This window comes from Acinetobacter sp. YH01025 (genome assembly GCF_013420185.1).
GTDB classification, from domain to species: domain Bacteria; phylum Pseudomonadota; class Gammaproteobacteria; order Pseudomonadales; family Moraxellaceae; genus Acinetobacter; species Acinetobacter indicus.
The window spans coordinates 20,720-41,205 of sequence record NZ_VOYR01000004.1; the positions used below are offsets into that span (position 1 = coordinate 20,720).

Genomic DNA, 20,486 nt, shown 5'->3' on the forward strand with positions numbered 1-20,486 from the left:
TGAGCTCAGGTAAAGAAATGAAAAATTATGCAGATTTGGTCAACTGCTCCTGAATGGCCCAGTCGATATGCACATTCACCACCTCATCATGCAGCGTTTTGGCCTGTTGCAGCTGGGCAATAATATCTGCGGAATAAGGCGCATTGCCCAGACCAATCGCAATATTGCGTTTAAAACTCTGATAACCGGTCCGTCTGAGTGGACTGCCTTCGGTGCAGGCCAGGAAGGTGGCTTCATCCCATTGCCAGAGTTCCAGCAGGCTCATCCGGTCTAGCCCATTACGCGGGGCAAAATCATCCAGCGGAGTCAGCTGGGCAAAACTGTTCCAGGGGCAAATTAACTGGCAGTCATCACAGCCAAAAACCCGGTTGCCAATCGGCCGGCGCAAATCTTCAGGAATAATGCCTTTATATTCAATAGTTAAATAGGCAATACATTTACCAGCATCCAGCACGTAGGGCTCGACAATGGCTTTGGTCGGGCAGATGTCGATACAGGCGCTACAGGAACCGCAGTGCGCCGTGGCCGGTTCATCAAACGGCAACTCAAGCGAGCTAAACAGCTCACCTAATACAAAGAATGAGCCGGATTTTTTATGAATCAGCAGGGTATGTTTACCGGTCCAGCCCATGCCGGCACTTTCGGCCAGCGATTTTTCAAAGATGGGGGCTGAATCGGCAAAAGGGCGCGATTCAAAATCACCAACTTTGTCCCGAATCAGGCTGGCCAGAGTTTTAAGACGACCGCGCATGACTTTATGATAATCGCGGCCGCGGGCATAACGCGCAATAATGGCGCTATTGGGTGCATCTGGCACGTGTCGTGGTGTAGGCCGATCGACCAGATAATTCATGCGCACACAAATAATGCTCTTGGTGCCCGGCACCAGTAAGGCCGGGTTGGCACGTTTCTCCAGATTTTCGCCCAGAAAATGCATATCTGCCTGATAACCTTGTGCTAAATAGGCTTCCAAACGGGGTAATTCTGCTTGAGCATCGGGCCGGGCAATGACACAATCAGCAAAGCCCAGTGCTAAAGCCTGCGCTTTAATCCATGCTTTTAACTGGACGGGATCAAGTTGACTGACCGGAATATTCTGCATGGCAGGCGATGAGTTCATAATGACAAAACAAGGGAAAAACAATGCATCCACAAGTTTATCATAGCCGTGATATTCAAGCATGGGAGCAGCGCTGGTTTGCTCGGCAAAACTCGTCTTATGGCCTGATGCAGCAGGTGGCCTGGTCGATTGCCCAGCGCGTCATTCCCGTTTTACAGCAACATAAATATCAGACAGTGGCGGTTTGTTGCGGGCAGGGCAATAATGCCGGGGATGGCTATCTGCTGGCCAAATATTTACAGCAGGCCGGTTTTCAGGTGCATATTTATGCGGCTGAATTGGGTTCTTCACCTGATTTGCAGCAGGCTGAACACGAGGCTCGAGCGGCTGGCCTGGATATTCAATCTGGCTTTCAGTTTCAGCAGTCGTATGAGGTCTATGTTGATGCGCTGTTTGGGATTGGCCTGAATCGTGAACTGAGCGTTGAGTGGCAACAGATTATTCATCAGATGAATCAGCAGCGCGGCTTGAAAGTGGCGATTGATATTCCAAGTGGCTTGGATGCCAATTGCGGTCAGCCTTTACCCTGTGCAATTCAGGCCGATTTGACCTATAGCGTATTGGGTTTAAAAGCTGGACTCTTTACCGGTAAGGGCAAAGCCTACGCCGGACAGGTGGAAGTGATTGCTGCCATTCCTCCCGATGCCGAATTACATGCCATCGCCCAATTGGTACCCACCCAGATTCAGCTGCCACCACGACAGGCTTTTGGTCATAAAGGCAGTTATGGGCATGTGCTAGTGGTCGGCGGTCATGCTGATATGGGTGGCGCGGTAATAATGGCGGCGGAAGCGGCGTTTGCGGCTGGCTGTGGCAAAGTGACCGCGGTTTGTGATGCCAAACATCATACCGCTATTTTAAGTCGCGCTCCGAATATCATGCTGCGCGATATTAACACTCTGCAGGATGATGCCATTGAACAGCTGCTACAGCAGGTCGATGCCATCTGTTTTGGTATGGGACTTGGACGTGATGACTGGGCTGCCCGTCAATATGCACTATGGTTGCCGAAACTGTTACAGGCTGAACTGGAACGGGTACTCGATGCCGATGCCTTATGGTTTCTGGCCGCACATCCGCAGCAGTTACCTGAAGGTAGTTATTTAACGCCACATCCGGGTGAGGCGGCGAAACTTTTAGGCCTAACGACAATGGAAGTTGAGCAGAACCGCTTACAGGCTATTCAGGAATTACAGGCTCGTTATGGCGGCCAGTGGGTGCTTAAAGGCGCGGGCAGCCTGATTCTGGAAGATCAGCTCTGGCTATGTACTGCCGGCAATGCCGGAATGGGCACAGGTGGCATGGGCGATGTCCTGTCCGGCATGATCGCCAGTTTAAAAGCGCAATATCATACTGAACTCAGTTTACATGAGATTGTCACTTTACATGCGCAAGCTGGAGATGTACTGGCGGAATCCGGTATGCGCGGACTTCAGGCACAGCAGATGAATCAGGCCATTTATCAGGTCGTGAACAGGTGAGAGATGCAAGCACTTAAAATTATTATTCAGGGAAATGTGCAGGGCGTGGGGTATCGCCGCTGGTTTGAACAGCAGGCGCAAGAACTGCAGCTAACCGGCTATGTCAAAAATCTGGACAATGGTGATGTCGAAGCAGAAATTATTGGCGAGGAAATGCAGATTCAGGAAATTCTGAAACGCAGTCTGGTTGGACCATTGCGGGCACAGGTCACTAAAATTGAGCGCATCCCGTTTGATCCGGCAGAACGTGAATACACCCATTTCCAGATGATCCGTTAAGTAGAAACTCCCGATTTGGACATCCCCTCACCGGGATCAAGATGGCTTCCAGTTAGCGCCGTCTGCTGCTAGAACGGCTACGGCCGCGCGCCATACCACCCAGGGCATTCAGTACCGCCATTTTGCTCATACTGCCGGAGGCGTGGGCATGGCAGATGGCAGCGGCCAGCGCATCAGCTGCATCAGCTTGCGGTTTAATGCTTAAATTTAACAGCTTCATCACCATCATCTGCACCTGTTCTTTATCGGCTGCCCCATAGCCGACCACAGACTGCTTGATTTGGCGGGCGGTATATTCCGCCACCTGTAAATCCAGATTGGTCAGTGCGGCAATGGCAGCACCACGCGCTTGACCCAGTTTCAGTGCCGAGTCCGGGTTTTGCGCCATAAAAACCTGTTCAACTGCGGCCTCAGTCGGGCCATGAAATTTTACAATCCGGTCAATACCACCAAAAATACGTTTCAGGCGTTCAGGCATTTCCGTGGTTTCGGTCCGAATGGTGCCGGCATCTACAAAACGCAATTTTGAGCCATCACGCTCAATAATGCCGTAACCGGTAAGCCGGGAACCGGGATCGATACCAATAATCAGTGACATGCCAAGCCTTAAAAAATTACATCAAAATGAATTATATGATTTTACAGCGGTATTGTGTGAGGGAATTTGCAGCAACCGGTGCGGATACTCAAGACTATCAACAATGCTTCAAACTCGCTGGAGCTGCTATTAAAAATAGCAGGGACAATATATAGGTTATCTTGGTAAAAAAGGCTGCATCTTCATTTTGGCTTAAGTTTCGGGGTTTATACTGTACATCTACAGTCAAAAGCCGTGCAGTACAGTGGCCGCGGCAGTGTTTATCGGGCTGTGGCTGCTGCTCGTGTATGCGGCTTATGTTTATTTTTATCGTGCTACAGCATAAAGCTCAGGTCTGTCATTGAAAATATTAATGACAGGCCTGCACTTTAAAAATAGAATAATGCCCATATTGTTACATAAGCGTGTCAAAAAAAGCTTGATGCTGATTAAGCAGTTGATGCCTGCACTCTATTTATTTTGTTGAGATTAGATTAATTTTCATGAAATTATTTCTTATTATTCTGGCTGGTTTAATTCTGGAAGTATTCGTCTGGATCGGCGTGGGTGACCTGGTCGGTAGCATGTGGTACGTGTTCTTCTGGTTTATTGCCGCCTTCTTTATTGGTATGAATCTGATCCGTAAGTATTCTGCGGGCATCATGCCACAAATGCAGCAGATGCAGATGGGACAAATGAGTGCAGATCCGGCATTAAGCAATAACTTGCCTAAAATCTTTGCAGGTTTCCTGCTGTTGATTCCAGGTCTGATCACCGATGTGCTGGCTGTGCTGATTATGATTCCGGGCGTACAAAATGCCTTTAAAGCGGCCATGATGAAAGCGATGATGAAACGTCAGCAAGCCATGATGAACCAGATGATGGGGGGCATGATGGGCGATATGAATGGCATGGGTGGTGGTGCACAAGGCCAGAATCCGTTCGCCGATCTGATGCGTCAGATGCAGGACATGCAAAACCAGCAGGCGGGCCGCGACTCGACTATTATTGATGGTGAAGCGCGCGAAGTGACGCCAGAAGCAAAAAAAATTGAAATGAAAGATGTGAATAAACACTAAGCCATCTTTATTTGAAAAACCGGATCTGCAAGGATTCGGTTTTTTTATGCTTGCAGTGCTCGTATATTTTTGAACGGGCGATATAATAAATGACTTTTTAAGCTTCTCCCTGTGTTATGTCCTTACTGTTGACCATTTGTGCCTTACATTTTGTGGCACAGCTTAGTCCCGGCCCCGATATTATTCTGATTGCCAAAAGCTCGGCATCGACCACACGTCGCAATACCATTCATATTATTGCCGGAATTTCATTGGGCATTGTGCTGTGGGTGGTTTTAACCCTGCTGGGCTTTACCGTTCTGGTCGAGCAGTTTCCATGGATTCAGCAGGTATTGATGCTGATAGGCGGTTTGTTTCTGGCGAAAATGGGCTGGGCCATGCTCAGTGGCGGACTACGCAGTTTAAAACAGTCTAGTGCACTGGAGGATGTGCAGGCACAGAGCTCTGCACAGAAAAACTATTTTTTACTGGGCCTGTTCACCAATTTATCTAATCCTAAAACCCTGATTTATTTTAGCAGTGTATTTTCATTGGCGCTCAGTTCATCGGCCAGTGATTATTTAAAAGCACAGCTGGCAGTGATTATTCCGCTGCAAACCTTCCTGACCTTTGTGTTGCTGATGCTGTTATTGTCACAGCCGAAAATTAAGGCGGTGTACCAGCGTTCAGGCAGTTATATTGATATTTTATCGGGCGCCTTATTCCTGATTTTTGCCCTGTGGCTGGGCTATGACGCCATCGGTATGTTCTGATTCAGAATCTGGTTGATCCTGTTCACTAACCAAAGCAGAAACAGCCGTTTCTGCTTTTTTATGGGCAGATGAATAACGGTTTGGTGCCAGAGTGGTTTCGGTATTTTCAGAGCCATGAAAACGGCGGCTGCGGTTGGCGCGTTCGCGTAATCCGCCTTTTTTGATCAGTTGTACCATCTTCATCCTCCTGTATTTCAGTCCGCTAGTTTAAACAAAAGGGCAGCCGGATGCATCTGACTTAAGAGTAGTCCGATAAAATTATTGGCAGAGAATACGGTGTTAAAGCAGCAGCTTAAGTGTCTGAAAGCGTGCATAAAAAGATAAATAAAGTCAACAAAAGCAGGCAGGGTTTACTTAAGCTTACATAGACTCACCAGTAATAGAGCTTGCTATGCTACACAGGCTCACATAAGATAAAACAATATTACAAAAAGCGTTTTTCGCATGATGTAAAAATAAAAACAAGAATTACAGTAAATTAGGAGAACTGCCTATGCTGTACCATCAATACCATTGCTCATGTTGCAATCAAGTGGTGGCGTCAACAGAAAAAGAATGTCCAAATTGCGGTTCACACAATATTCGTAGTCCTTATGGTTTCTGGATGTTCTGTATTTTAAGTTGTCTGGCCTTTGCGGTTATTTTTAAAGTCGTGCATGTCTATTTGCAGGACCATCAGGAAACCCCGACACAGCCGACTTTATTGGAAGTCTTAAAACAGGAATCCAGCTAACTGGATTCCTTGAATCTGATGAGTTAACTCAACTTTCGTTTAGCGGGATGACGCCAGAAAAGCGGCCTGATTCAGCACCGACAGTTCAGTATTAATGTCAAAAATTTTCCCGTGAATCTTGTCGATGCCAAAACTTTGCAGACGCGCCGTGTGCATCTGTAAATATTGTTCTGCATGATGCTTTGTATCAAACAGGTAAATCCCGCCAGCCTGCTGGGTGTCACTATTTTCGGTCCAGATTTTCCAGATGAGACCTGGTTCCTGGTTAATACTGGCTGCCAGCTCGCGATAGGCCGTGGCCATTTCTGCGCCAAAAGGGCCATTTGAAGGGAAATCAACCTGAAGAATTACCGCCATCATGTTCATCCTGTTTTAAATGTTCCATCTTATTGTAAACAGTTTATGTTTTTATAAAATGATATTTCTGCCCAGAATTGCGATAAAGCAGACAATAAAAGACCCATCACGTGGATGGGTCTTTTAATATCTTCAGAGCTTAAAGGCCAGCAGCGGCTTTTAAGATATCGACTTTGTCGGTTTTTTCCCAGGTAAAGGCAGTGTCTGAACCTTCGCGGCCAAAGTGACCGTAGGCAGCAGTCTGCTTGTACATTGGTTGTAACAGGTCCAGCATACGGGTAATGCCGTATGGACGCAGGTCAAAGTGTTCACGAACTAGCTGAACAATCAGTTCATCAGCCACTTTACCGGTGTTAAAGGTGTTAATTGAAATTGAAGTTGGCTCCGCCACACCAATTGCATAAGACACCTGAATTTCACATTTGTCTGCCAGGCCAGCAGCGACAATATTTTTCGCCACATAACGACCGGCATAAGCAGCAGAGCGGTCTACTTTCGATGGGTCTTTACCAGAGAAGGCACCGCCACCATGACGCGCCATACCACCGTAGGTATCTACAATAATTTTACGGCCAGTCAGACCACAGTCACCCACTGGGCCACCAATCACAAACATCCCGGTCGGGTTGATGTGGAATTTGGTGTCGGCATGGAACATGTCCGCAGGGATGATCTTTTTCACGATTTCTTCAATCACGGCTTCTTTCAGCTGTGCTTGACTAATTTCAGGATCATGCTGGGTTGACAGCACCACCGCATCTAAACGTACCGGTTTGCCATTTTCATAGGCAAAAGTCACCTGGCTTTTCGCATCTGGACGTAACCAAGGCAGGGCACCGCTACGACGCAGTTCAGCCTGTTTTTCCATTAAGCGATGCGCATAAGAAATTGGCGCAGGCATCAGCACATCCGTTTCACGGCTGGCATAACCAAACATCAAGCCCTGGTCGCCGGCACCCTGATCTTCAGGTTTTTGACGGTCTACACCTTGGGCAATTTCTGGTGACTGCTTACCAATCATGTTAATCACGGCACAGGTTGAACCATCAAAGCCGAGGTCAGAATGATGATAGCCAATACCATTTACGGTTTGACGTACAATCGCTTCAAAGTCCACATTGGCTGTGGTTGTGATTTCACCCGCAAGTACGACCGCACCGGTTTTTACAAGCGTTTCACAAGCAACCCGCGCATATGGGTCTTCTTTTAAGATTGCATCCAAAATGGCATCACTGATTTGGTCAGCCATTTTATCTGGATGGCCTTCGCTTACAGATTCCGAGGTAAATACAGCGTACTCGCGCATAAGTCCTATCACAGTTATTTCAAAAGACGCAATATGTTACATCGAGTTAGACTTTAGGACTAGCTCAATACGACCAAATTGGCTGAATTTATTTCAATTCAATGGCTTTTTATGTGATATAGGCATTTAAAAAACTGATATAAAATCCAAAACGGTATAGATTCATCATCCGGATAAACTTGAGTTTTAATTCAATAAATCACTATTTTAAAAGCGGCTGTATTCTTATAATTTATATTAGGAATCAACCAATTATCTTGTTTTTAGAGTTTTGGGAAAATGCTGTCTGTCATCTTTTGGTCGTCATCATGCTCTAAAATGAAGTCTGTTACTGTTGAGCAGGATTGTGCAGTTTTGAATTAAATTGAATGAATTTCACAATGAGCGCTTTTTTGTATAAAAAACCATCCAAACAGGTCAGTTATGTAACGGGAAAATCCGGATGAGCTACCCGGTTATTCGCCAGAACTTCAATTTTCTCATGCCTCTAGCCAGGAATTGTACGAAAATGCGCAGGCAAACGAATAAATACCGAAAAATTACCGCTGAGGCTTTACCCCATACGCTTTTTTTAAGACAATAGACGTGTTTTGAATTCCTATTCATCTTCCTTTATTAAACGATTTATTTGGACTCTGACCTATGACGACCCCGCTTAATGAACGTCGTATTGCAAACGCAATTCGTGTATTGGCTATGGATGCCGTGCAAAAAGCAAATTCCGGACATCCAGGTGCGCCGATGGGGATGGCAGACATCGCTGACGTGGTGTGGCGTGAATTTTTAAATCATAACCCGACGAACCCGCAATGGGCTAACCGCGACCGTTTTGTTTTATCCAATGGTCATGGCTCTATGCTGCATTATGCACTGTTACATTTAACCGGTTATGATCTTTCAATTGAAGATTTAAAAGCATTCCGTCAACTACACTCTAAAACACCAGGTCACCCGGAATACGGCTATGCACCAGGGGTTGAAACCACCACTGGTCCACTTGGTCAGGGTATTGCCAATGCGGTTGGTTTTGCTCTGGCTGAAAAGACGCTGGCAGCGCAGTTCAATAAAGATGATATGCAAGTGGTTGACCATTACACCTACTGTTTCCTGGGTGATGGCTGCCTGATGGAAGGTATTTCTCACGAAGTATGTTCACTGGCCGGTACTTTAGGTCTGGGTAAACTGGTGGTTTACTATGATGACAACGGCATTTCAATTGATGGTGAAGTTGAAGGCTGGTTCTCTGATGACACTGAACAACGCTTCCTGTCTTATGGCTGGCAAGTGCTGAAAGTTGATGGTCATGATGCAGATGCTATTCGTGAAGCAACTGTGGCTGCCAAAGCTGAAACCGCTAAACCAACCATTATTATCTGTAAAACCATTATCGGTTTAGGTTCACCAAACAAACAGGGTAAAGAAGATTGCCACGGTGCACCGCTGGGTAATGATGAAATCGTGTTAACCCGCGAAGCGCTGGGCTGGACCGATGAAGCGTTTGTAATTCCTGAAGATGTGTATGCTGCTTGGGATGCGAAAACCAAAGGTGCTGAAACTGAAGCTGCCTGGAATGCTACTTTTGCTGCCTATGCAGCAAAATATCCTGCAGAAGCGGCTGAATTAAAACGCCGTTTAAGCGGTGAATTACCAGCAGAATTCCTGGCACAGGCCGATGCCTATATTGCTGAAGTGAACGCGAAAGCAGAAACCATTGCGACCCGTAAAGCCAGCCAGAATACGCTACAGGCTTTTGGTCCATTATTACCTGAATTATTGGGTGGTTCTGCGGACCTGGCTGGTTCAAACCTGACGCTTTGGAAAGGTTGCCAGGGCGTACAAGACAATGCCGCAGGTAACTATGTGCACTACGGCGTACGTGAATTTGGTATGACCGCGATTGCCAACGGTGTGGCGCTGCACGGCGGTTTCATTCCTTATGTAGCAACATTCTTAATGTTCATGGAATATGCGCGTAATGCCGTGCGTATGTCTGCGTTAATGAAGCAACGCGTAATTCATGTTTATACCCATGATTCGATCGGTCTGGGTGAAGATGGTCCTACGCACCAGCCAATTGAGCAGATTGCATCGTTACGTGGTACGCCAAACCTGAACACATGGCGTCCATGTGATACGGTTGAAGCAGCGATTTCCTGGAAATCTGCTTTAAGCCGTGCGGAAGGTCCATCTGCGTTAATCTTCTCTCGTCAAAACCTGCCATTCCAGGCGCGTACTCAAGCACAAATTGAAAACGCGGCCAAAGGTGGTTATGTGCTGGCTGAAGAAAAAGGTGAATTGAAAGCAATCATCATTGCGACCGGTTCTGAAGTGGCCTTGGCGATGGAAGCACATGCACAGCTTGAAGGTGTACGTGTGGTGTCTATGCCATGTGCTGAAGAATTCATGCAGCAAGATGCGGCGTATCGTGAAGCGGTTCTGCCATCGAATATCCGTGCCCGTGTTGCAGTTGAAGCAGCGCATGTGGATTACTGGTGGAAATTTGTGGGTCTGGACGGTCGCGTGATTGGTATGACCACTTACGGTGAATCTGCACCAGCCAAAGACTTGTTCCAGCACTTTGGTATTACCACTGAAGCAGTGGTTGCTGCAGTGAAAGAACTGACGGCTTAATCGCTCAGAAATTTCAAAAAAGACGCTCCGAATGGGGCGTTTTTTTATGCTAGTTTTAAAGGCTGAATGATATAAAAGAAGATCCACATGACAGCAATTAGCATTGTGCCTTTGGCACAGACCAGTCAGCCGCAATGGCACGCACTTTGGGCCGGTTATCAGGCCGTTTATCAAACCAAGTTATCACATGAACTGAGTGCCCATACCTGGCAGCGTCTGACATCAGCCGAGTCGGCGCATATGTATGGTTTTGCGGCACTGTTTGAACAGCAGATGGTCGGCTTTGTTCATGTGATTGAACATGACAGCTGCTGGACATTCAGGCCTTATGCCTATTTGCAGGATTTATTTACCCACCCCGATTATCGCGGGCAGGGTGTGGCCAGATTACTGATTGAACAGGTCTATATGGAAGCCAAAAAACGCCAGTGCGACCGGGTTTACTGGCTGACACAAGAAGCCAATCAAACTGCACAAATATTGTATGATAAAGTGGCACACAAGACCGGATTTATTCAATATAAACAAAGTCTGTAACGGCATCCATGCGTTAATCGTTTCATTGCTGCAACAGAACGTTTTATCTGTAGCAATGAACTCTAACAAGAAATCTATACACTAATAAGCATTCAAAAAGCGAGATAAAAGCATGAACTTTAAAGCACTTGTACTTGGTTTGGCGGTCACTTCAGTAGCAACAGCTGCGTTGGCAAAACCAGTGGCGTATCAAATTGACCCGACCCATACGGCAACTGTATTTAGCTGGGATCACTTCGGTTTCTCTACGCCATCAGGTAACTTCTCTAACATTCAAGGTACCATTAATGTTGATGAGAAACAGCCAGAAAAATCATCTGTCAACGTGACTATTCCATTAAACAGCCTGAACACCAACGTCAAAGCGCTGGATGAGCACTTAATGGCAGCAGACTGGTTTGATGCAGCAAAATATCCAACTATTACTTTCAAAAGTACCAAAGTTGAAACTCAGGACAAAAAGAACTTTAAAATCACAGGTGATTTAACTGTGAAAGGTGTAACGAAACCTGTAGTTCTGGATGCGGTACTGAACAAACAAGGTCCACATCCAATGACCAAAGCGGCAACTGTTGGTTTTAATGCCACCACGTCATTTGACCGTTCAGCATTTGGTATCGCCGGTTTTGTACCAAATGTAGGTGATAAAATTACTGTAAACATCACCACTGAAGCTTCTGTTGCTGCGAAAAAATAATCGCAAGAACAGCACAAAAAGCACCCGCTTCAGGGTGCTTTTTTTATGATGATGATAAATGTAAGGACAATTTAAAGCTTTCCGGTCAGCTTTGAGATTTTAAGCCGGCTAGAAACTGACCAAGAACCGTCGCGCTAACCTGTTGCAGTTGCGGCGCGTATTGCTGATGAGCGGCGCGTAAGGTGGGAATATCAATCTGGGCCTGACGTAATTCACAGGTATGGCCAATCAGCCATTTTTCTAAACTGTCTGCTGCAACTTCAGCATGAAACTGTAGTGCCAGAATATGTGGTCCGACCCGGAATGCCTGATTCGGATACAGGTCGGAGCTGGCCAGTAATTCAGCCTGTGCTGGTAAATCAAAAGTATCGCCGTGCCAATGTAAAACCGGTGTGTTGGCTAATGCCGCCAGTGGATGATGGGCGGCATTAGCCAGACTGAGCGTACTCCAGCCAATTTCTTTGGTATGGCCGGCATAGACTTTGGCACCCAAGGCATGGGCAATGAGCTGTGCACCCAAACAAATACCAATAGTGGGTAATTTCTTTTCCAGACGTACTTTTAGTAAGTCTATTTCTTTTTGTAAGAAAGGATAGTCTGTGGTTTCATAAACGCCAATTGGGCCACCCAAAATAATCACCAATCCTTCATGCGCAAACGCCTTTTCTAGATTTTCCACACCGGCTTCAAAATACCGTACCCGTAAACCTTGTTCATACAGGACATCTTCCCACGCGCCGAGGTCTTCAAACGCAAGATGTTGAATGGCATAGACAGTGTCGGGTAAATCGAACATGGCAGATACTTCAGGCTGAAAGGGAGATTTAATGTAACGTGAAATACACTCGAACTAAAGCGTAGCGTATGAATAAAGGATAGACTTTTAACTTGATCTTCCGGTTTATACAACGCTGAAAGAGCGTGCTGCGAAAGTCATAGCATTTTATGTCGCAATAAAAACGCCCGATGCAAATACATCGGGCGCAGCTTGAAACGGTAACTTCAACGCTGTTGGAATCCTAAAGATGAGTCTTTAGAAGAAGCCAGCAGGTTTAGTTGAGTAGCTCACCAACAAGTTTTTGGTTTGTTGATAATGTTCTAACATCATCTTGTGGTTTTCACGGCCAATACCTGATTTTTTATAACCACCGAAAGCGGCATGTGCAGGGTAGATGTGGTAACAGTTCGTCCAAACGCGACCCGCCTGAATAGCACGGCCTGCACGGTAAGAAGTGTGCGCAGAACGTGACCAAACACCTGCACCTAAACCGTAAATGGTGTCATTGGCAATTTTAATGGCTTCATCAAAGTCTTTAAATGTAGTCACAGAAAGCACTGGGCCGAAAATTTCTTCTTGGAAAATTTTCATATCATTGGTGCCTTTGAAAATGGTCGGTTCAATATAGAAACCGCTACCCACTTCCTGACGTTCACCACCACCTGTTAAAACTTGTGCACCTTCGGCACGGCCTGTTGCGATACAACCCAAGATTTTATCTTGTTGTTCTTGTGACGCCTGCGCACCAATCATGGTTTCAGTGTCTAATGGGTGACCTGTTTTAATGCGCTTAACACGTTCAATGGCTTTTTCCAAGAAACGGTCAGCAATACTTTCCTGTACTAGCGCACGTGATGGACAAGTACAAATTTCACCCTGATTCAGCGCAAACATAGCAAAGCCTTCGAGTGCTTTGTCTAAGTAGTCGTCATCTTGCGCCATAATATCTTCAAAGAAAATATTTGGAGATTTACCACCAAGCTCCAAAGTCACTGGAATGATGTTTTCAGTGGCGTATTGCATGATCAATTGACCGACCTGGGTCGAACCTGTGAATGCAATTTTGGCAATACGTGGATTGGTTGCCAATGGGCGACCCACTTCTACACCGTAACCATTGACTACGTTTAATACGCCTGCTGGCAATAAATCTTGAATCAGTTCAACCAAAACTAAAATGCTGGCAGGGGTTTGTTCTGCAGGTTTAAGTACAATACAGTTACCCGCAGCCAAAGCAGGTGCAAGTTTCCATGTTGCCATTAAAATTGGGAAGTTCCATGGAATAATTTGCCCCACAACGCCCAACGGCTCGTGAAAGTGATAGGCAATGGTATCTTCATCAATTTCAGAAATTCCGCCTTCTTGGGCACGAATACAGCCTGCAAAATAACGGAAATGGTCAATCGCCAATGGAATGTCGGCAGCCAATGTTTCCCGAACAGGCTTACCATTATCCCATGTTTCTGCCACTGCCAATAATTCTAGATTTTGTTCTAAACGATCTGCAATTTTTAACAAAATGTTAGAACGTGTTGTAGGAGATGAGCTGTTCCATTGTGCTTTGGCTTTATGGGCTGCGTCTAAAGCCAGTTCAATGTCTTCTGCCGATGAGCGTGGGACTTTGGTAAATACTTTGCCGTCCACAGGAGAGATATTTTCAAAGTATTCGCCTTTTACAGGGGCGACCCACTCGCCACCAATAAAGTTTTCGTATTGTGCTTTAAATTGAACTTTTGAACCGGGTTGATTGGGATCTACGTAACGCATAATTCTCTTCCTTTGATGGTTTTTTATAATCTGCCGTCATCTTTACCGTTTAGCACAATCCTGTGTCTAAAATCAGGTTAAATTTACGGCTAAGGTATAAGGTACTTTAGTACGTTATTTGTTTAGCATACCAATATAAGGTTGGAAAAAGGTTGGAAAGTTGCAGGTTTACAAGCAGCGAACAAATCCTTACAAAAGTAAGCGGTACAATGGATGTAATGCCCACAGGATTGTGAGAATCAATAATGATGAAAAAACAAGACCTATTGGAAAAAAGGCAGCATATTGAACAGTTTAGACAAAGCAGCAGTTTATCGCCGCTGCATGCGCAGCAAATTCAGCAGAGTATTTTAAAATCTTGGCAACGCTCTCAAATTGCTGAAATTCCTGTTGATCGGTTGGCAGCCCCGTTAAATTATAGTCTAACGCATACATGTGGTGGTTCGGCCTTACAACGTGCTGTGCAAAACTGCGCAGAAGATTTAAGACATATCGCACAGCAGTCCGACATGGTGGCAGCCGTGGGCGATGTGGGCAGTACAATTATTTGGACGGCAGCGAGCGCGCAAATGCGTAATGTGGCGGAACAGGTGCATTTTGTAGAGGGCGGGCAGTGGCGTGAGGAGTTGGTAGGTACCAATGCTTTGGCTTTGTCACTTAAAACGCAGCAAGCAAGTTGTGTGTTTTCCAGTGAACACTTTATGTCATCATTACATGACTGGGTTTGTTATGCAGCGCCTATTTTAGACCCTTATTCCAAACAAGTATTGGGCGTAATTGATTTATCGACTACTTGGAAAAACCATAACAGTTTGGGGATGTTGGCAGCAGAACGCTGTGCTTCTTTGATTCAAAATGCACTGCTTGATCAGCAAAAACAGCAGATTTATATTCGCGCGTTTCGCGTGCCACAAGTGTTATTTAATGGCAAAGTGGTGGTGATGACACCACGTCAAATTGAAATATTGGTGATTTTAGCACTTTGTCCACAAGGCATGAGTTTAGATACTTTACACCAAGCTCTATATGGTGAGCGTAAAGTCAGTATGGGCACGCTTAAAGCTGAGATGTCTCAATTACGTGATATTCTAGGCGGGATGCTTGGTTCGCGTCCTTACCGAATTTTGGCGCATATAGAAGCCGATTTTTTACAAGCTGAGCAGGCTTTAGATGCTGGTTATGTGCAGTCTGCCTTACAAACGTGTGCAGGAGTATTTTTGGCGAAAACTGAAAGTCCATTTTTATGTGCATGGCGAGATTGCTTAGAATCTCGCCTGAGTGATGCCATTTTTAATGCACAAGATACTGATGTATTGCTAAAACATTTGGCACGCAGCCCTGAAGCGATTGACGCAGTGGAGCGTTTAATTGAATTGATGCCAAAGGGGCATCCTGCACATCAAATTTTATTAAAATACACAGCTTAAGGGATGCATCAAGTCATTTAGCCGTTAATTCACTTCCTTTAGTTCTAGTTTTTAGTTTTATAGCCCCTTGCGGTTTAACCAGTCAAACAAGGACTGATACACTTCCGCACGGACTTCGGGCGCAGAAAGTACCAAATCATGCACGCCATTTTCAATTTGGCAAAGCTGAATATCGCCATGCATGTGATGTCCATATTTTTGCATATCTGCAACATTTAAAATTACGTCAGTGCGTTGCGCAATCTCATTCCATTGGCGTGGATAACTACTTTGACTCGCATGCATAATTAAGGTGGGTACACCTAAATGCACACTGGCATGAATTTCTTTTTGCGCTTCATGAATTGCACGTACAAAACTTAATCGCACTTTTGGATAACGCGGTTTCTTCCATTCCAAATTAAATAACCATTCACCATGATATTGTTTGTGTAGACTTGGTACATAAAATGGATTAAGGCGGCTTGGAAATTTCATTTCTGGCAACAATTTGCCCAATTGGCTCAAACGAGGAATGCCGAATTTTTTCTCAATCTCGCTCATATTGAAATCATAAAAAGGGCTGTTACACCATAAACCACGAATCAGTGGATGATTGGGATGATGTGCTACATATAACGTGGTGATTAATCCACCTGTTGAATGTCCCGCCAAAATCACCGAGTCATGTTCTTCTGTGGCAATTTGCTCAAGTGCAGCGGAAATTTCTGCATCATATTCAGACAAGCTGCGCACATTGTACCAATGTTGATGTGACAAATGCGAACGCCCGTATTTACGCAAATCCAACGCATAAAAGTCATAACCGCGCTGATTAAACTGGTCTGCCATTTCTGTTTGAAAAAAATAGTCAATAAAACCATGAATATAAAGTACGGCTTTACGGGTTTTCTGTTCGGCTTTTTTGCGTACCAAGGTAGCAATCACTTTGCCTTCATAATCCGAAGGAAAATCCAGCGTCATTTGTTGGTAATCGGCACCCAAAATATCGGGTTGATAGCTTGGTGTTGTTTTTTGTTTTTTACCTAACAGCATAAGGTGTTCGTCATCCATTTTATTTTGACTATATCCTTGATGCGCTGTGCGCATTTGTCAAATTGAATTATGCAAACCCTCTGCATCTACATCGCTTTAGTTTTATGCTGCGAGTTCATTTTGTTCTGAACAGCAAAAAAAAGCAGAACGCATCTGAGATGGTTCTGCCAAAGGGAAGGATAAAAATAAAACAGCAAAAGAGGAAAATTGAAAAAAAGATGGGAGATGCTGAGCAAATCGTGATTCACTCAGCAGGAGATTCAAATTACATCGCGGCTTTAAAAATTTCGACCACTTGTGCATGATTGGCTTTACGTGGGTTGGTGAGCATGCAGGCATCTTTTTGTGCATTTTCAGCCATAATCGCCAAGTCATTTTCTTTCACGCCTAACTCTGCTAAACCTGTTGGAATACCAATCGAGCTAGATAGTTCACGAATTGCATCAATTGCAGCATAAGCAGCCTCTGTGGTGGTTAATCCATCAGTATTGACTCCCATCAATTCTGCAATATCGGCATAACGCTCAGGGCAGGCAATCAGGTTAAACTCGCAAACATGCGGCAATAAAATTGCATTACAAACGCCGTGCGGCAAGTTGTAGAAACCGCCAAGTTGATGCGCCATGGCATGCACATAGCCTAGAGAGGCATTGTTGAATGCCATACCTGCCAAATATTGCGCATAGCTCATGGCATCACGTGCTTCAATATTTTCACCATTTGCCACAGCAGGGCTAAGCCACTGGCTAATCATACGAATGGCTTTTTCTGCACAGGCATCGGTAATAGGATTGGCTGCAGTTGAAACGTAGGCTTCTACAGCATGGGTTAAGGCATCCATGCCCGTTGCTGCGGTTAAACCTGCAGGTTTGGCAATCATGAGTTTTGGATCATCAATGGCGATGAGTGGTGTACAGCGCCAATCGACAATTGCCATTTTAACGTGCGTGTCTGTATTGGTAATAATACAGAAACGGGTCATTTCCGAAGCTGTACCTGCAGTGGTGTTAATGGCAATCAGTGGGGTCATTGGCACAGTACTTTTATCAATGCCTTCATAATCACGAATATGCCCACCACCTGCGGTCACTAAGCCAATGCCTTTGGCACAGTCGTGGGAAGAACCACCACCTAAGGACACAATGAAGTCGCAGTGATTGGCATTGTAGGCATCAACACCGTTATGCACGTTAATATCGGTCGGATTTGGCTCTGCACCAGCAAAGATATGGCTGGCAACGCCTGCTTCGGTGAGGTAGCCTGCAATGGTATCGGCAACGCCAAATTTAAACAGTCCTTCATCAGTCACAATTAGGGCTTTTTTGGCGCCTAAATTTTGTGCTCTTACGCCAATTTCTTTGGCACAACCAGGGCCGAAGAGTGACACACAAGGAATATAAAAACCGTTGGTTTGATCTGCAATATTTTTAAAAGCCATGCTCAGATTCCTTCTTGCATTGGATATTGGAATAATGTGTTGTTATCGCGGTGTTGAACCGTAATTTGAGTATCCATTGCTTTGTTGTGAAATCCTACCTACCAAATACCAACCCTAGTTGCTGATCAAAGAGTGTAAAATAATCACTTGAAAATTATGGATTTTTAATTTGTTTTATTATCTGAAGTAGTGCGCAGTCTATAGGCAAGAGCACAAATCTTGTTTATAGTATTTTTTGTATCTCTAATTTTAAGGTGTGAATACAGCACACACATATTTAAAGTGTAATTCAATTAATAAGTGGCTTAAGCTAGATTGAAGAATTGTCCACTTTTTGCAGATGGGAAATAAAAAACAAAAAATAGGGATGTATCACGTGATGGGTCTATTCGGTGTAATCAAATAAAAATAAGATGACACTTAGATAGACCGCACTTAAGCATGAGGAGCGTATATGCAGCCAAGTCGCCAGCATAGCCAGTTGCATGCCGTTGCACAGCAATTGGTTCGTATTTCCAGTGTGGCCGCAGAAATCTATCAAGATCAAATGGATCTGGTTGGGCATTTTACAGCACAAAATATGTTTCGAATTGATCCTTTGCAGCATCGGGTCGAATTGTTGAATGGTCTGTTTAGCCTTGAATTTTATTCGCCAAAATCGCATACAAATTTAATAGAAACCCACTTTGAATTTGCGCGGCAACAGCAAGAAGCGTTTGAAGATTTTTTCTTACATGATCTGCATTTTTTGACAGGGGATTTAAAACCGCAGCATTCCTTATTTTTGCGTAAGCAGGCGCAGCAATTGCGGCAATTGATTCTGCAGCAAGTTTATCTTTGGGTAGATGGTGCAGCACGGGTTAAGCAATTGTTGTTGCATTTAGATGCTATGCAGGCGCAAATTTTAGATCAGGCATTAATGCAGGTAGACGATCAGTATCAACCAGTATTGACCAAATTTGTGCAGCAAGGGCAGCCGATTCCTGAAGATGTTTTAACTGCTTTATCGACACTATGCGCTTTGGAATTTGTAGAGGGTGAAACCTTTTTGCCAGTGCAAGCACTGATGCAAAGTTATGATGATTTTTGTTTTAGTGCAGCAGAATTTCTACCTAAAGCCATGTATCGTATTTTAAGTATCTCATTTCCAGAGCGATTTAATTTACAGGATTTAATCGATCATCAGGACGATATTCGGCTGTTGTATCGACACGCGGTAGAGCAGAGTCATTTATTAGGCTTTGTCCGGATTATGAACCGCGCGGTCTGGGCCGAAGATAATATTCTGGCCAAACGGCATTTTCTGGAAAAAAATACCCGCATCTGGCAGACCAAAGTTGCGCGTTTGCCACTGTTTGATTATCCACGCGCAGTCAACTGGCTGTTTCGGCAATCGAAACTGGTGCTGGACTGGCTCAGTGACAATATTCATCATTCCAGTGTCCGTGTGGCGGTGGTGGCGCTAAGTTTTGTTGATTGCAGCCAGATTCATCCACGCATTATTCTGGCCACCTTGCAGTATTTCCAGTATGCCTCGGCGCGGCTGTTTATTCAGAGCTGTGATCATTTTGCGCTGCGACATCAATGGTTTGAACATCAGCATAATTCCCGGGTGGTGCAAAAAGGCCAGCGCCAGTCACTGGAAGACCCGCGAATTAGCATCAGCCCGTCTATTTTGTATTTAGATGAATGGATGAATTTGCTGGCGATTGTTGCGGCGCAGGATGAACTGCAGGTGAAACAGGTCTATGCCCGCTTAAGCCGGGTGATGCAGGCCTATATGCTGCATCTGCATAAGGTCACGGCGGAACTGCCGTCTGAATTAATACAGTTTATTCATCCGGAGAGTCAGCAATCGCGTGACTTTATGCACTGTTTACGCCGTCATCAGCTGACGCTGGAACAATTTCGGCAGCTGTTTTATTTAAAGGCCGGGCCGGTGCGTGAATCGGTGTTTGATGCTTATGTGCGCGATTATCTGGTCGATTATTTTAATGAAAAAAATTACACCCCGAAAAATGTCAGCTGGAGCAGTATTTTTCAGCGCGCGGTGCGCTGGCATCATGAAGTACATAAAGCCGAAATTCTGGCCAAGCTGAAAAAACAGTTAAACGTCAGCCACTGGCCGCCCGTATCGCTACAAGGCAGAACCCAGTATCTGGGCTGGTGCTTTGAGGAATTGAACAGTCTGGAGCGGATTATTCAGGAGTCGCGCAGTTTTCATCATTGTCTGGCGGTGAGTTATAGCCAGAAAATTATTGAAGGCGAATATGTGGCTTTTCATATGTCATCGCCGTGTTATCGCCAGTCCTTAACGCTGGGTTGTCATCTGCTCGATGGACAGCTGCGCTTTGATCAGCTGGAATATCCGAACAATCATAAAGCCGAACAGTTGCTGGTCAATATTGCGGAACAGTTTATTCAATGGCTGAACAGCCGCTTAAAACAGGACCCATCTGCCGGAACTTTATGACAAGTGATGTCGCCAGATG

At 45.1% G+C, this 20,486-nt stretch carries 19 protein-coding genes; 10 read left to right on the forward strand and 9 right to left on the reverse strand.

Annotated elements, in window-relative coordinates; all coding sequences use genetic code 11:
• Nucleotides 1–25 precede the first annotated feature (25 nt).
• Nucleotides 26–1,102 carry a tRNA epoxyqueuosine(34) reductase QueG gene (queG, locus tag FTT89_RS05870; RefSeq protein WP_180172771.1) on the reverse strand — a complete coding sequence of 359 codons (1,077 nt, stop codon included), beginning with the start codon at nt 1,100–1,102 and terminating at the stop codon, nt 26–28.
• A 41-nt stretch (nt 1,103–1,143) separates the two neighbouring features.
• On the opposite strand from queG, the gene FTT89_RS05875 reads away from it, so the two are divergent.
• Together FTT89_RS05875 and FTT89_RS05880 are read left to right on the forward strand one after the other, a co-directional pair.
• Nucleotides 1,144–2,601: an NAD(P)H-hydrate dehydratase gene (locus FTT89_RS05875; protein WP_180172767.1), complete on the forward strand. Its 1,458-nt coding sequence runs from the start codon at nt 1,144–1,146 to the stop codon at nt 2,599–2,601.
• A 3-nt stretch (nt 2,602–2,604) separates the two neighbouring features.
• A complete protein-coding gene (locus FTT89_RS05880; RefSeq protein WP_005177399.1) occupies nt 2,605–2,880 on the forward strand; it encodes an acylphosphatase in 276 nt (91 codons plus the stop codon).
• Between the two features lie 52 nt (nt 2,881–2,932).
• Here FTT89_RS05880 and ruvC read toward each other — a convergent pair whose 3' ends face one another.
• Nucleotides 2,933–3,478 (reverse strand): crossover junction endodeoxyribonuclease RuvC, encoded by a 546-nt coding sequence (ruvC, locus tag FTT89_RS05885; protein ID WP_045795787.1) that lies wholly within the window; start codon nt 3,476–3,478, stop codon nt 2,933–2,935.
• A gap of 482 nt (nt 3,479–3,960) precedes the next feature.
• Here ruvC and FTT89_RS05890 point away from each other — a divergent pair, with 482 nt between their 5' ends.
• A complete protein-coding gene (locus FTT89_RS05890) occupies nt 3,961–4,536 on the forward strand; it encodes an FxsA family protein (protein ID WP_016658253.1) in 576 nt (191 codons plus the stop codon).
• A 116-nt stretch (nt 4,537–4,652) separates the two neighbouring features.
• On the forward strand, nt 4,653–5,288 hold the full coding sequence (locus tag FTT89_RS05895; protein ID WP_005177415.1) for a LysE family transporter: 636 nt from the start codon (nt 4,653–4,655) through the stop codon (nt 5,286–5,288).
• On the opposite strand, the gene FTT89_RS05900 is transcribed toward FTT89_RS05895, so the two are convergent.
• Nucleotides 5,235–5,465 (reverse strand): hypothetical protein, encoded by a 231-nt coding sequence (locus tag FTT89_RS05900; protein ID WP_005177416.1) that lies wholly within the window; start codon nt 5,463–5,465, stop codon nt 5,235–5,237. The two genes, FTT89_RS05895 and FTT89_RS05900, sit on opposite strands and share 54 nt — an antisense overlap.
• Before the next feature lie 319 nt (nt 5,466–5,784).
• Here FTT89_RS05900 and FTT89_RS05905 point away from each other — a divergent pair, with 319 nt between their 5' ends.
• Nucleotides 5,785–6,021: a hypothetical protein gene (locus tag FTT89_RS05905; RefSeq protein WP_370459256.1), complete on the forward strand. Its 237-nt coding sequence runs from the start codon at nt 5,785–5,787 to the stop codon at nt 6,019–6,021.
• A gap of 39 nt (nt 6,022–6,060) precedes the next feature.
• Here the strand turns inward: FTT89_RS05905 and FTT89_RS05910 are convergent, their stop codons facing one another.
• A complete protein-coding gene (locus FTT89_RS05910; RefSeq protein ID WP_104489002.1) occupies nt 6,061–6,378 on the reverse strand; it encodes a monooxygenase in 318 nt (105 codons plus the stop codon).
• Between the two features lie 139 nt (nt 6,379–6,517).
• Entirely contained in the window at nt 6,518–7,684 is a 1,167-nt protein-coding gene (gene metK, locus FTT89_RS05915) for a methionine adenosyltransferase (protein ID WP_005177421.1), read from the reverse strand.
• Between the two features lie 642 nt (nt 7,685–8,326).
• Here metK and tkt point away from each other — a divergent pair.
• The 3 genes from tkt to FTT89_RS05930 all read left to right on the forward strand — a co-directional run bounded on the left by tkt (nt 8,327) and on the right by FTT89_RS05930 (nt 11,549).
• Complete coding sequence (gene tkt / locus FTT89_RS05920) at nt 8,327–10,315, forward strand: transketolase (protein ID WP_005177422.1); 1,989 nt, start codon at nt 8,327–8,329, stop codon at nt 10,313–10,315.
• A gap of 87 nt (nt 10,316–10,402) precedes the next feature.
• Entirely contained in the window at nt 10,403–10,852 is a 450-nt protein-coding gene (locus FTT89_RS05925) for a GNAT family N-acetyltransferase (protein WP_180006544.1), read from the forward strand.
• A 112-nt stretch (nt 10,853–10,964) separates the two neighbouring features.
• Nucleotides 10,965–11,549, forward strand: a complete 585-nt coding sequence (locus tag FTT89_RS05930) for a YceI family protein (RefSeq protein WP_005177424.1) — start codon at nt 10,965–10,967, stop codon at nt 11,547–11,549.
• 85 nt (nt 11,550–11,634) lie between these two features.
• On the opposite strand, the gene FTT89_RS05935 is transcribed toward FTT89_RS05930, so the two are convergent.
• A complete protein-coding gene (locus FTT89_RS05935) occupies nt 11,635–12,345 on the reverse strand; it encodes a glutamine amidotransferase (RefSeq protein WP_180006543.1) in 711 nt (236 codons plus the stop codon).
• Nucleotides 12,346–12,582: 237 nt separating this feature from the next.
• On the reverse strand, nt 12,583–14,094 hold the full coding sequence (locus FTT89_RS05940) for an aldehyde dehydrogenase family protein (RefSeq protein WP_005177426.1): 1,512 nt from the start codon (nt 14,092–14,094) through the stop codon (nt 12,583–12,585).
• Between the two features lie 245 nt (nt 14,095–14,339).
• Here FTT89_RS05940 and FTT89_RS05945 point away from each other — a divergent pair, with 245 nt between their 5' ends.
• Entirely contained in the window at nt 14,340–15,521 is a 1,182-nt protein-coding gene (locus FTT89_RS05945) for a transcriptional regulator (RefSeq protein WP_180006542.1), read from the forward strand.
• A 57-nt stretch (nt 15,522–15,578) separates the two neighbouring features.
• Here FTT89_RS05945 and FTT89_RS05950 read toward each other — a convergent pair whose 3' ends face one another.
• Both FTT89_RS05950 and FTT89_RS05955 read right to left on the reverse strand, forming a co-directional pair.
• A complete protein-coding gene (locus tag FTT89_RS05950) occupies nt 15,579–16,574 on the reverse strand; it encodes an alpha/beta hydrolase (protein ID WP_168398626.1) in 996 nt (331 codons plus the stop codon).
• A gap of 247 nt (nt 16,575–16,821) precedes the next feature.
• Nucleotides 16,822–17,994 carry an iron-containing alcohol dehydrogenase gene (locus tag FTT89_RS05955; RefSeq protein ID WP_104491824.1) on the reverse strand — a complete coding sequence of 391 codons (1,173 nt, stop codon included), beginning with the start codon at nt 17,992–17,994 and terminating at the stop codon, nt 16,822–16,824.
• A gap of 454 nt (nt 17,995–18,448) precedes the next feature.
• On the opposite strand from FTT89_RS05955, the gene FTT89_RS05960 reads away from it, so the two are divergent.
• On the forward strand, nt 18,449–20,467 hold the full coding sequence (locus FTT89_RS05960) for a hypothetical protein (protein WP_180172768.1): 2,019 nt from the start codon (nt 18,449–18,451) through the stop codon (nt 20,465–20,467).
• Nucleotides 20,468–20,486: the final 19 nt, after the last annotated feature.